Annotated in this window: 12 protein-coding genes; 3 read left to right on the top strand and 9 right to left on the bottom strand. The window is 35.2% G+C overall.

The window, feature by feature from the left end; genetic code table 11:
- Positions 1 to 28: 28 nt before the first annotated feature.
- From G608_RS0100920 to rpsU, 3 genes are read right to left on the bottom strand one after another with little or no spacing between them, the layout of a single operon-like run.
- Positions 29 to 778: a segregation and condensation protein A gene (locus G608_RS0100920; protein WP_026494416.1), complete on the bottom strand. Its 750-nt coding sequence runs from the start codon at positions 776 to 778 to the stop codon at positions 29 to 31.
- A 55-nt stretch (positions 779 to 833) separates the two neighbouring features.
- The gene (locus G608_RS0100915; protein WP_051208670.1) at positions 834 to 1,709 is read right to left on the bottom strand and encodes a metallophosphoesterase; all 876 of its coding nucleotides are present in this window, start codon (positions 1,707 to 1,709) and stop codon (positions 834 to 836) included.
- Between the two features lie 53 nt (positions 1,710 to 1,762).
- Complete coding sequence (rpsU, locus tag G608_RS0100910) at positions 1,763 to 1,939, bottom strand: 30S ribosomal protein S21 (protein ID WP_022755619.1); 177 nt, start codon at positions 1,937 to 1,939, stop codon at positions 1,763 to 1,765.
- A gap of 249 nt (positions 1,940 to 2,188) precedes the next feature.
- Here rpsU and G608_RS0100905 point away from each other — a divergent pair, with 249 nt between their 5' ends.
- From G608_RS0100905 to G608_RS0100895, 3 genes are read left to right on the top strand one after another with little or no spacing between them, the layout of a single operon-like run.
- Positions 2,189 to 3,577: a CotH kinase family protein gene (locus tag G608_RS0100905; protein ID WP_026494414.1), complete on the top strand. Its 1,389-nt coding sequence runs from the start codon at positions 2,189 to 2,191 to the stop codon at positions 3,575 to 3,577.
- A gap of 55 nt (positions 3,578 to 3,632) precedes the next feature.
- Positions 3,633 to 4,328, top strand: coding sequence for a polyphosphate polymerase domain-containing protein (locus G608_RS0100900; RefSeq protein WP_026494413.1), 696 nt, complete (start codon positions 3,633 to 3,635; stop codon positions 4,326 to 4,328).
- Between the two features lie 15 nt (positions 4,329 to 4,343).
- Positions 4,344 to 5,021, top strand: a complete 678-nt coding sequence (locus G608_RS0100895; protein WP_026494412.1) for a DUF4956 domain-containing protein — start codon at positions 4,344 to 4,346, stop codon at positions 5,019 to 5,021.
- Positions 5,022 to 5,034: 13 nt separating this feature from the next.
- Here the strand turns inward: G608_RS0100895 and G608_RS0100890 are convergent, their stop codons facing one another.
- The 6 genes from G608_RS0100890 to G608_RS22065 all read right to left on the bottom strand — a co-directional run bounded on the left by G608_RS0100890 (position 5,035) and on the right by G608_RS22065 (position 12,721).
- On the bottom strand, positions 5,035 to 6,504 hold the full coding sequence (locus tag G608_RS0100890; protein ID WP_026494411.1) for a glycosyltransferase family 39 protein: 1,470 nt from the start codon (positions 6,502 to 6,504) through the stop codon (positions 5,035 to 5,037).
- Positions 6,505 to 6,558: 54 nt separating this feature from the next.
- Entirely contained in the window at positions 6,559 to 7,656 is a 1,098-nt protein-coding gene (locus G608_RS0100885) for an MBOAT family O-acyltransferase (protein WP_155833193.1), read from the bottom strand.
- Positions 7,657 to 7,952: 296 nt separating this feature from the next.
- Entirely contained in the window at positions 7,953 to 8,960 is a 1,008-nt protein-coding gene (locus tag G608_RS0100880) for a hypothetical protein (RefSeq protein ID WP_155833192.1), read from the bottom strand.
- A 29-nt stretch (positions 8,961 to 8,989) separates the two neighbouring features.
- Positions 8,990 to 10,546 (bottom strand): glucosyltransferase domain-containing protein, encoded by a 1,557-nt coding sequence (locus tag G608_RS0100875; protein WP_026494408.1) that lies wholly within the window; start codon positions 10,544 to 10,546, stop codon positions 8,990 to 8,992.
- Between the two features lie 34 nt (positions 10,547 to 10,580).
- Positions 10,581 to 11,684: a glycosyltransferase family 2 protein gene (locus G608_RS0100870; protein WP_026494407.1), complete on the bottom strand. Its 1,104-nt coding sequence runs from the start codon at positions 11,682 to 11,684 to the stop codon at positions 10,581 to 10,583.
- A 62-nt stretch (positions 11,685 to 11,746) separates the two neighbouring features.
- Positions 11,747 to 12,721, bottom strand: a complete 975-nt coding sequence (locus tag G608_RS22065) for a glycosyltransferase family 2 protein (RefSeq protein ID WP_051208668.1) — start codon at positions 12,719 to 12,721, stop codon at positions 11,747 to 11,749.
- Positions 12,722 to 12,739 lie beyond the last annotated feature (18 nt).

Below are 12,739 nucleotides of genomic sequence, written 5' to 3'. Positions count from 1 at the left end.
AACTTACTCCCTCAGATAAATTTGGCGGTTAGCCATATACATTTGACGATATCATTATCTCGCCAAAGGTCTCTTCCTGTTCTATTGTAAGTTCCCCTGTTTTCATGGCTTCAAGTATAACCATGAAGGTAACTATTATCTCAACCTTACTGTGCTGCTTTTCAAGAAGTGCTCTAAAGCTGAATCTGTTGTGCTCTCTGATGAAATTCTTAACATATTCAGTCTTCTGGTCAATATCCACAGCTTCCTTCTCAATCTTACCGAATTTACTTCTGATGGGATCGACCTTATCCTCCTGTCTCTTAAGGAGAGCCTGGAAGATACTGTTGAGCTTGGCAAGGTTTGCATCACCAATAAGCTGCTCATAATCAAGGGGTTCCTCATAGGACATAACTTCATCAGGAATGTTTCTTTTCCTGTAAAGATGGGTGTCAGCATCCATCTGTCTCTCCCTGAGCTCATCCGCCATGAACTTGTACATCTTGTATTCAAGGAGCTTCTCAACAAGTTCAGCTCTGGGATCCTCTTCTTCGCCCTCTTCATTGACCTCTTTGGGCAATAGCATCTTACATTTAATGTCCACAAGAGTTGCTGCCATAACAAGGAACTCACTGGTAACCTCCATGTCGTCCTTCTGCATGGCTCTGATGTATTCCATGTACTGCTCTGTGATAACCGCTATCGGTATATCATAGATGTCTATTTTGTTTTTATCTATTAGATGAAGCAGCAGGTCCAGTGGTCCTTCAAAGGCCTGCAGCTTTACTTCCAGTGCCATATTTTCCTCACAAAAATCGTATTCAAACGTAATGCATAAGCACAACTACGCGTTTTTACTTCTTTTTATCAGAATAAACCCTTATTACGCAAAGTTCTCCGGGATTATTGAATCTTATGGGAACTGTATGCATACCCAGGCCCCTGCTTAAAACCATGTACTTATCGCCATTTTTGAACAAACCGCCATCATACTTGGGAAAAAGCATCAGCGCCGGTGATAAAACGCCGCCAAGCAAAGGAACTCTTGCTATTCCTCCATGCACATGTCCGGAAACCGTAAGATCCGCACCCCATTCGCAATATTCTTCAAAATAAACGGGATTGTGGGCAATCAAAAGTTGGAATCTCTCACTACATGGCACACCAAAGAAATCTATTATATATGAAGGATCCATTTTAGCCTTAAAGAATTTTCTGTAGTATTCATAGCTGGTCTCAAGGCCGTGGATTTCCATATTGAATTCTTCAAGATAAGTCCCGATATTATGGAGCATATTAACTCCAAGATCCGTCAGTGCCTTATCATATTCCCGATAGAGCTCGCTGCCTCGTCCCTCAAGGATACTGGTCTTATATTCATGATTACCATTAGCTGCGTAAACAGGATATTTATCTATAATCTTACTGATAAGTTTCAGAGCCGGTCCGGCATTAAGGCTGTGGTGCTTATTATGACCGGTTATCATATCTCCTGACATAAGCACGATATCTGGATTAATTTCATTTATCGCTTCTACAAGTTTACTGTTTCCGTCGCCGTAGTCCTTTTCATGAAGATCGGAAAGCAGGCAGAAAACAGCATCCTTTGCAATCTTATCAGAATGAATCTCGTATTCTCTTACCACGAAATGCGTCATATCGTGGTAGATCACTGCTATACAGGCGATAATTATCACCGCAAGCAAAATCAGTATTATTTTTATTGTCATAAGAATCCGATAAAAAAGTCCTTGATTATAATAACCAAGGACTTTTATTTTGATTAATTATATTTACGTTTTCTTGCTGCTTCAGACTTCTTCTTACGCTTTACGCTTGGCTTCTCGTAATGTTCTCTTTTACGAATCTCCTGCTGGATACCAGCCTTTGCACAGCTTCTCTTAAAGCGACGAAGTGCGCTGTCTAAAGTCTCGTTTTCTTTAACTATTACTGTTGACATCTCTACTCTTACCCTCCCTTCAGACCCTTCCTTAACGGGGTTCAGGGTTATTTGCTATGTCTTTTTAGGCTTTTGCCCACATAACATTACAAATTATATCACATATTTCATTGGAGTCAATACAAATTTTAAAATAATAACTAATAGCACATTTGTTTATAGAAATTTTATAATTTCCCGACATCACGCAATAAAAATGGTACAATAAGGATACCATATATATTAGTTTCTGTGGAGGTCACTGAGACATTGTATAAAAAGAGGAAAGCAATCGTCATTATTTTTCTTACATCTGTCTTATTATCAATTGCGCTTTTTGTTTCGACCTTCGAAAGCACAGAAACGCAGGATCAAACTACCAATCTCATTCTTTCTGATAATATCACAATATCTCCATGGCATAATGAAGCAGACGATAACTATTACTACTTTTTACCTTCATATGCTGATGTTGAAGATTTGCATTTTTCTGCCGGTAATACATCAGGGCAAAAAACAAAGCTGCTAAAATCCGAGAATGTTTCAACAATATTTATAAATACTGCTACCGGCTCAATGAAATCAATACTAAAATCCAAAAAATATAGAGAAGCTGCAGAGATTACGGTTATAGATGAGAATGGTAACACTGTATTTTCAGAAAATAATTCTCGCATCAGCGGACGAGGCAATTATACCTGGGATAATGCCGAAAAAAAGCCCTTCGCACTGCTCTTCTCCGAACCCACATCCATTCTTGGAATGGCTCCAAGTTCTAAATGGGCATTGTTGTCAAACCCTTATGATAGAAGCGGAATCAGAAATGCCATAGCATTAGACACAGCAAAAAATGTCGGAATGGACCTGACTCCAGAATATAAATATGTAGATTTGTATTTAAACGGAAACTACAACGGTCTTTATATGCTATGCCAGTCACCGGAAACCTTTTACGAAAGATCAGATATTTCGCGTGATAATCTGTTTCTTTTCACCGCCGAACTCCCAATCAGAAAAAAAGATGCAGATTTTCCCATTATTTCGCCACTAAGTCAGTCGTTAATCGATGTAAGATTGCCTGAGGTTATTCGCAATGAAGAAAAGGAAACAGCAGAAAAAATAATCAGCAGGATAGATTATTCTGTAACAACAGAAAGAAATGATATTGGCGATATATTAGATCTTGATTCCTGGACTAAAAAATATTTAATAGATGAAGTTTTTGAAAACTATGATTCCGGACTTGCAAGTTCATATTTTTACGTTTCTGATCCGGATTCCGGCAGTAAAGTATATGCCGGTCCGATTTGGGACTATGACAATATAATAGGCAAAACCCTCGAAACCAATAATCCGGAAATAATGTATGCAATGAATGAATACCGGTCCAAGTCCGAGAAAATTCTATGGTACCATGATTTATATACTAATCCCATTTTCTACAATGAGATGGTAAACACCTTTGAAAATAGCTTTGTTCCTCAGCTTGAAGCTCTGATAGAGACTGATATAGAAACGCTTTTATCAAGCACACAGGAGGCAAGAAGAAACAATGATTTAAGATGGAATATAGATTCTTCTGACAGTTACGACTATTTAACAAACTACCTTTCCAAAAGGCTTGATTTTCTCAAAAGAACATGGCTTGAAAACGAGTAGTTTTGTGAAATAACTTTTATGGCCCTAATAGCGATTGCAGATACAAAAGGATATTATGGATAGATTAGAACCCAAATACAGACACGAATACAAATACCCTATCTCCGATCTCGAAGCCGCAGTATTAAAAGAGCGGATAAAGGTGGTAATGCCTTTAGATGCTCATGTAGGCTCCATAGGTAACTACCTTGTTTCGAGTTTATATTTTGATGACTACTACGATTCATGTCTATATGAAAACGAAAATGGCATAAATCCAAAGGAAAAATTCAGAATCAGGCTATATAATAATGACTGTAGCAGAATTTCGTTGGAATGTAAGAGAAAAGAAAACGGAAAAACGCTAAAGACATCATGCCCGATAACAGAAGATCAGGTTCGCTTGATAATAAATGGCGGAAAACCACCCGCAAATAACAGCATGCCAAAATTATTAAAAAGGTTTATCAGTCTCCAATATAGTCGTGAGCTGATTCCCAAAGTAATTGTTAACTATATAAGGGCGCCATATTCCTTCAGTTTAGGTAATGTCAGAATTACATTCGACAGTGATTTATCTTCTTCATCAGATGTGAAACACTTTTTGGATGGCAACTATCCTACTCGTCCGATTATGCCAATAGGGAAATTACTATTGGAAGTAAAATTCGATGAATTTTTACCGGATCATATTTACGAAATAATGCAATTAAACAACTTTACACAAACAGCTTTTTCCAAGTACTATCTGTGTAGAAAACAAAACTTATAATCAAAGAGGTGTTCAATGTATAGTATAAAAGACGTTATCAAAAAATCATTTTTGGAAGGCTTTACAGCTAATGACATTTCTGCCAAAAATGTTGTATTAGTTTTACTTGTTACAGCCATGATTGCTTCATATATTTTCATAGTATACAAAATCATGTGCCGAAAAACATTTTACTCTAAGAATTTCAACATAAGTCTGGTAGGCGTATCTCTGATCACAGCAGCAATAATCATAACTATCCAAACCAGCGTTGTTGTTTCACTTGGTATGGTAGGTGCCCTTTCAATTGTCAGATTCAGAACCGCCATCAAAGATCCTCTTGATCTGATGTTCCTGTTTTGGTCAATAAGTACCGGCATAATATGTGGTGCCGGTTATGCAGAATATGCTATTATTCTTGCAATAATCCTCACCATAGTAGTGCTTGTTCTCAATCATCTCCCGATTGCAAAAGCACCTATGATTCTGATAGTGAATGCCAATAGTATCGATTCAGAAGACACCATTTTGAATATTATAAAAGGACATTCAAAGAACTATACAGTCAAATCCCGGAGTGTAGTAAATTCCGCCCTTACATTGACAGTTGAAATTGCAACAAAGGATGTTTCTTCACTGGTAAAAGAATTGTCAAAAGGAAATGACGTGTCCGGTGTATCAGCACTTGCACATGATGGTGAAGTAACGTTTTAATTCTCAGACTATACTATAGTTTGGGAATCACATAGGTATCAACATTACGTCTGTTAATCCAATATTGCCCAATAAAATCCAGTTTATAGCCAGCTTCCTCTAAACTGGATTTTATTGTTCCATTTCTGTCCAAAACCAATATATTCTTACCACTGTACTGTTTAAGCTCGTCAGCACTATTTATCTTATTCAGCTTGCAATAGCTATATACCCTCAAAGTTGTTTCACTTAGTCTACCGTCAGGATCGTCCAAATCAATCTGCGGGCAAAAAAGTATGCTTTCGTTATTAGTGAAATAATGACCGGATGCACAAACTGTATTCTTATTATCTGTTAAAAAAACAGTATTATCATCGACCAGGTCATCAAAATCATTAAGAGTTCTGACTATTTCATTCCTCTCTTCTATCTCGTTCTTCACATATTGCATCGATATGGCAAGGCATATTATCGAAGCAGCTACAATAGCGCATGAGCATATTTTACTTTTCTTATTTCTTTTATACTCGGCAAGCCCTATTGAAACAGACAACCACATACAGGCAGCTGCGCCTAAGACATACCTGGGAATAAATATTGGCCTTATGACTATTGATAGTATTACGCCTAATAAAATGGTTCCGATCCAAACACCCAATCCGCAAAATGCAATTATTCTATTCTGTTTTTCGCATAAAAGAATTCCTATTGCGCCAATAGTAAAAAGAACAATAATCAGGACTTCCAAAACTTTGTTTGTGGAGAATAAAAAGAGAATACACCCAATAATACCTTTTATAGACAACGGTTCTATCCAATATCTCTCTCTTACTGCTGAGACCTGCCTGAAAAATACAAATAACCACGGAATATATGATGTGGCAACCACTAATCCAGACAGAATTACGCCTACCAGTTTCCTATGTTCTTTTTTTATAAAGCAAATTACTGAAAGTTCAAGGTAAATAACGATAGCTGACGCACATGCAAAATAATGTGTATATGCCGCTAATGCAGAAAACACTGAAAGCAACAGATAATTTAAAACCGGTGCTTTATCATTATTCAAAATATAAGGGATTTGAAAAAAGGCACACGTAACAAATAACATTCCCCAACCATACATACGAATTTCTGTTGAGTATGTTAACATTTGTGGCATTCCAATTATAAATAGATTAAAGAACAAAGCAGTCTCGCTTCCATACTTTTTCCTAATGTAAAATACCCCCATGAGTATAAGAATAAGATATGGAATAATTGAAAACAACTTCCCCAGATATGTGGGATCTATAGTCCTTCCGAATATCAGTAAGAAAAATCTCAAAATAATATAGTATAGCGGTGGATGAACATCCATTGCATCTGTCTGGATTAAATCAATCAATGAATGTTTCGCTAATTCCAAGCTATATATTTCATCACTCCATATAGCTTTACTAAAACAAGTCATTATGGCAACGAGCAAGAATCCCCATGGTAATAATTTGCCACATTTTTTCATACTAAATCTCCCAAGTAACATTTGCTAGCGTGTATTGATCCGGTGATAGCTTTATTAAAACTGAGCATATATAAAAGCTGAATTTCCACAATACATAAACAATACAATAGCCCAAACCCAAAATGCGATTATGAGCTTACTCTTAAACTTATCCAGATCAAGATTAATTGAAAGTACTCTCCCATTATTTTTCTTAATTTCATAAAAATGAATCGCTATAAAAAAGATAATATAAATTGCAACATAAATATTTATATACATCGCGCCTGTGGTATTAAAAAGACTCCTATAAATATCTGCTGCATCACGCAAACTATCAGCTCTAAACAGAACCCATGCCGCCGAAACAAATACAAATGTACATAAAATACTGATTATTTTGGATATAGTTGTTGGCTCACCTGATTTAACTTTTTTATCAAATATCGCATCCTTATATGCTTTATGAAAAGCCGATCCCAAGCCATGCACTGCTCCCCATACAATAAAGGTAATATTGGCGCCATGCCATAAACCACTAAGGACCATTGTAATAAATAAGTTAAAATATGTTCTAAGCTTACCTTTTCTATTTCCACCTAATGGAATGTATACATAATCTCTAAACCATGTTGATAAAGAAATATGCCACCTTCTCCAAAAATCCGAGGGATTCTTCGCGATGTATGGAGCATTGAAATTATCCCCAAGATCAAAATCCCATATTTTAGCAATACCTATTGCCATGTTAGAATAGCCGGAAAAATCACAATATATCTGTAATGAATATCCAATTACTGCAAATAGGACACTTATTCCATTATAAGCCGCAGGGGCAGCATATACTGCATCTACAGCAGACCCTATTCTGTCAGCAAAAACAATTTTCTTGGTCAGTCCAATAAGGAACAATTGCAGTCCTTCATAAACGTTTTCTTTCTTTATCTTATGTAAGGTGTTTAACTGTGGTAAAAAGTCTTTTGCTTTAACTATTGGTCCCGATGTGATCTGTGGAAAAAAAGAAATATAAGCAGCAACTTTTACAAAGTCTCTTTCCATCTCAATTCTGCCATATAGCACATCAAACAGGTAACTCATCATTTGAAATAGATAAAAAGAAATCCCCAATGGCAAAATAATATTCAAAGAAACATAGTCTTTTACGCCAAACATCCTTGTAAATGAACTTGTAAAAAAATTAAAATACTTAAATACTCCCAGCGTTATTAAACATATGAACACTGCGAAATATATTAGTACTTTGTTCCCATTCCTTGAATATAAATACGTGCTCACGTAGCAAATTAAGATTACTGCAAAAAGCAAAAACAGGAATCTGTAATCCCAATAAGCATAAAATGCTATATTAGCAGCCAGATACACATATCGCTGTTGCTCCACTGACTTTGTAACGCTTAAAATAATCGAAAAAACAATGAAGAATAAAATGAACTGTATGGAATAGAAGGTCAATTGTTTATTCCCTCCAGATATTCAATAATTTCATCAGCAATTATCTGATGACCTACCGCATTAAGATGTCCACTGCATAATGTAGTATTAGAAAAACCATAGGGTACTTCTTTCGTCTCATTAAAATGCAGGACAAAATCCTCCCCGGAATCAATAACATCAATATTGTTATTCACACATGCCTTCCTAAAAGACTCCCATGTTTTACTGTATTTAACAGTCATTGAACCATCCTTCTCCAGTTCAGTACGCGGATGATAAACCATAATTATCGGTTTATCAAATTCAGATCTGATAAGCTCCATGGATTCATTAATAACTTGTTCATACTCATCAATATCTACCTGATATTCTGTTTTCGATGACGATGCATTCTTTATTGCTTCTATATTTTTCTTAATTCTTGAAAGAATTGGCACACTGTTCTTAACCAAGCACTTAATCTTCCCCTTGAGAGACAAATCCTCAAATTTAGCTGCTGTATCATTAGAATCATATTTAATCTGCTCCATAGCTGACTTTATTTCATCTATTGAATAATCTGTATCATGTACTTCTAAAAATATGACCTCAGAATTCGGGAATGCTTCAACTGCAGATTTAAAATACTTAATCTGCCCAGGCAAAAAGCTACCATCACAGGCAATATTATATACATGAAGTAAATCATCCTTATAAAGATAATCATTTACTAAAACCGAATACTTTTTTTCCGGCGCTATCTCTTTTCCCTGAACATGAGACGCTCCCAACATTAAGATATACTTATCAGCCAGTTCTTTATCCGGATTAGTATATCCATTCTTATCAATTCTGGAAATGGAATATCCTTCAGAACCATGTACTAGTATTGAATAAGGTTCTCTCACAGATGGAGTTGCACCATTTGGAGTATCCATCCACGCCGGTTCTCTTTCATATGCAAAACATATCAAGTTAATTATCAAAAATCCAATGGCCAGACATATCAGCCATTCGAAGCCTTGTCTTATAACTTTACTCATATTATTTATTTCCAATCTTATGGTATACTTTAATGCTCCAACTCGCTCATTTTTACAATTACCTTCCCACTGAAATATTTACAATAACCTTCTGAAGGATAAGACGGCATATTATCAATTTGTGCAAAATCATCTATTTGGGAATCAAAATGCTCTATAACCATATTTCTACCCAGGATTCCTTTATAAAATAAAATTATGCAATCTTCATAAGTTATTGATGAACTGTCGGATCCTAATAATGCCTTTTTATATTTAGTCATTAGTGAGTTTTTATATGCTGCTTTCGATTCTTTAAACTCCCCCAAAAAAATTACGGGAGTCTCGCCTTCTACATATTCCTCTAAAGAATTAACATCCTCCCATACTTTCTGAGCATGAAGAAGAGTATTGTCATAAACAAGTTTCTTATTAGTATATACTTCATTAGCAAATACTGTATTATTAAAGCCAATAATAGAAAGACAAACAACAGTAACTACAAATAGTATTTTTGATAATTCTAAATTTTTATTTTTTCCAAAAACAATATGATATTTTTTTAATAGTTCGTCAAACACAAGTGGGGTCAAAAGGAATATACAATATGAAAATATCATGAGCTCATGTACCACTCCAAAAGAAATAACGTAAATCACATTTAACGCCACTGGCATAATAAAAAGACATGCAATAACTATACCCAGCGCCCCTGTTTTCCCTTTGACAATCCTTGCATACAATAGCAAATATAAAGCAATTAGCAATAATAATATAACAGTTGCAAAAACAGAAGAAAACGAGCCATGATTTTCTGTTAGTAATAGCCTTTTCAAAAAAGAGCCATACGCTCTCGGAAAAAGAGAAACCATATCTTTAATTCCTAAAGTAGCAAGTTTCCCCGGTCCATTGTAATCATTTGAAAAGTTAACACTATACATACCTGCAGCAATAATTGTTCCTACACCATAAATCAACGAGGAAACCATCAATATCAGGATCTCTTTTCCACCGGTCATAACTACTCTGTAAATCCTCTGATTGTCATTAGCTTCGTTTGATTCATATATGATAACAAAAAGAAAAAGGCCAATTGTCACACAAATATAAGCCTGATATAACGCCAAAGTACATACAATAAATAAGATAGACAAAATTATTTTTTTCTTTCCTTCATATCTGTCAAATGAATAAGCAGCTAAACATGATAATAATAACGCCAGACAATCTGCATCAGCATCGAAAGAATAAGTGCAAAAAAGAGCTATTAGCGTAATATTAGAAGCAAATAAAACAGAGACACAGATTCCCTTTAATTTGTCAAATCTTAGAAGTCTAACCACAAAAACTACAGCCAGTGATACATAAACTACGCTAAATACTCCCATCATCCAAGGCGTTGCTACTTCTCTGATATTTTGAACAAGTGGGTATAACCACCTCCCAAGATCTACTTTTGCTGCATAATACGTATAGAATGTGTTTAATGAATCATGCGAATACATTAGATTTGTAAAAGCAAAACCATGTATAGCTACCATCATTAAGGCTGTGACTATAAATATTCTTTTATCATCACTACTAAACTTTCTATCGATGTGTTCCATAGAACCTCCAGATTCGGCACCTCTATCAAAATTCTCATTCAAACATATGCATTTTATTCCACAATTTATATAAAGAAAAGTTGTGTTGTTTTATAGCCAATTCCAAATCACTATATAATGAGTTATTAGTCTTATAATCCTTGAAATCATTCATTTCAGCACAAAAACGATCAAATAGATCCATCTGATATTCATCCTTCAAGTGAATATTTCTTCTAAATGTGAGCTGAATAACCCTTAACATATATTCATAATATTGTTGATCGTTAACCAATCCCAGTTGTTTTCTATCTTTATTTATTTGATGAGTTATCCAAAACGAGTCTATGCTTTTATCGTTTCCCTGCATAACATAGGATAAACTCTTTCTATTTCTTCGATACGCATAGACAATATCAGATATTCCAACTATTTTATTTGCAATAGGCTTTAATATAGTTTCTGTTATAGAATCTTCAAAGCCATATAGAGGATACTCTATTCTATGGAAAAGCTCTCTTGAATAAACTTTCCCCCATGCGTATCCATAAAGCTCTTCCAAAATCCCGTTTTTATGATTATATGTATGTATTATTTTATCGTCCCAGGAAATATTATTGTATCCGCCCTCAACAATATCAGCATTCTCACTAACCGCTACACTCATCATGCGCTCGATGGAATTCTCATATAAGTAGTCATCCGAATCAACAAATGTAAAATATTTCCCCTTTGATCTTGCTATAGCATAATCTCTGGCCGCAGGTAATCCGCCATTCTTTGTATGAAAAATTTCAATTTTGTCATACTTTTCATATTCATCTAAAAACCTTATAGTATCGGGGTCAGTAGAACCATCATCTACAACAAGTATTCTGTATTGATACGATGTGGACTGTTCAAGAATAGAATCAAGACATTTTTTTAATAATATTCCCGTGTTATATACAGGAACAATAACATCTAAATCATATTCATATTTCAACCAATCATCAGGCCTATCTACTATACAACTGCTACCGGCATCACTCCTAAGTGTAGATACATCCATTGATTGTATATTATTACTTCCTTTGTTTACAGCATAATTTCTAGCACAAAAATATATAAGTTTATTAACCCTTGCTTTATGTAACACCTTATAAAATTGCTCATTCACAGACCTGGTTTCACCTCCCTTAATGGATATTCAAAATCATATTATCCAAACCAGTAATTCAATCAGCCATTTATCAAATGTGTTATATGCCATTCAATACGATTGGCTGTATAATACAGATATGGATGTATAACAGCAAGCCTTGCGAACCTTTTATCTGCAGCACTATACGCATCACAACGATAAAATATCTTTCTGAACTCGCAGAACTCCTTTTTTATATTTATCAGCATTTCTTTTGAATTCATTTTGAACTTATAATATATAACCATATATTTCAAACAGAGCTTACACAAAGAACTGTATGATATCTCCTCTACTCTTGGGTATTTATCATGAGCGATTTCGGCAATCTTTTTATATGTGAGTAACCCGCTGATTTTTCTTGGAGTAAGCGGTGTATCTCCCGATGTGACTCCTCCTGTATCAACACAATAATGGTATAGCGGTGTAGTATCATACGCAATCTTCTTGCAGTATTGAAAATACCTGACACAAAAATGCAGATCCTGAGCCATGCCAAGTTCTTCATTAAAACGAAGATTATTGTTTCTAATTACATCAAGATCAAAAAGCTTATTCCATGCAAAACCGCAATAGTATTCCGGCTTCATTAGCTTTTCAAGTGCAGCCTCCGTATCCATTACAAATACGCCTTTATATTCATCCAATGCTTTATTAATATGAAAGCGCTCGCAAATACTTAAATCAGCATCGTACTCCTTTCGTACTGCCAATAGTTTTTCCAGGTAATTCGGCTCCACAAAATCATCCGGATCAGGGAAAATAATAAACCTCCCTTTTGCATTCTCAATTCCACAATTCCTCGCAGATGACAGTCCTCCGTTTTGCTTATGAATTACTTTTATTCTCTTATCTTTTTTTACCCATTCATCACAAATCCCCGGGCAATTATCCGGTGATCCGTCATCTATCAGAATAAGCTCATAGTCATGATATGTCTGCTGAAGCAAACTGTTAATGCTTCTATCTATGAATTCTTCTACGTTATATATTGGTACTATTACAGAAATCATTACCTGTCCTCATAATAG

The sequence above is a fragment of the Butyrivibrio sp. WCD3002 genome, from assembly GCF_000424265.1.
Lineage (GTDB): Bacteria > Bacillota > Clostridia > Lachnospirales > Lachnospiraceae > Butyrivibrio.
This window is presented reverse-complemented; position numbering and strand designations above follow the sequence as displayed.

Coding starts and splice junctions, on each gene's coding strand:
- G608_RS0100920 (WP_026494416.1), bottom strand. CDS start 778: ATGGCACTGGAAGTAAAGCTGCAGGCCTTTGAAGGACCACTGGACCTG.
- G608_RS0100915 (WP_051208670.1), bottom strand. CDS start 1,709: ATGACAATAAAAATAATACTGATTTTGCTTGCGGTGATAATTATCGCC.
- rpsU (WP_022755619.1), bottom strand. CDS start 1,939: ATGTCAACAGTAATAGTTAAAGAAAACGAGACTTTAGACAGCGCACTT.
- G608_RS0100900 (WP_026494413.1), top strand. CDS start 3,633: ATGGATAGATTAGAACCCAAATACAGACACGAATACAAATACCCTATC.
- G608_RS0100895 (WP_026494412.1), top strand. CDS start 4,344: ATGTATAGTATAAAAGACGTTATCAAAAAATCATTTTTGGAAGGCTTT.
- G608_RS0100890 (WP_026494411.1), bottom strand. CDS start 6,504: ATGAAAAAATGTGGCAAATTATTACCATGGGGATTCTTGCTCGTTGCC.
- G608_RS0100885 (WP_155833193.1), bottom strand. CDS start 7,656: ATGTTTGGCGTAAAAGACTATGTTTCTTTGAATATTATTTTGCCATTG.
- G608_RS0100880 (WP_155833192.1), bottom strand. CDS start 8,960: ATGAGTAAAGTTATAAGACAAGGCTTCGAATGGCTGATATGTCTGGCC.
- G608_RS0100875 (WP_026494408.1), bottom strand. CDS start 10,546: ATGGAACACATCGATAGAAAGTTTAGTAGTGATGATAAAAGAATATTT.
- G608_RS22065 (WP_051208668.1), bottom strand. CDS start 12,721: ATGATTTCTGTAATAGTACCAATATATAACGTAGAAGAATTCATAGAT.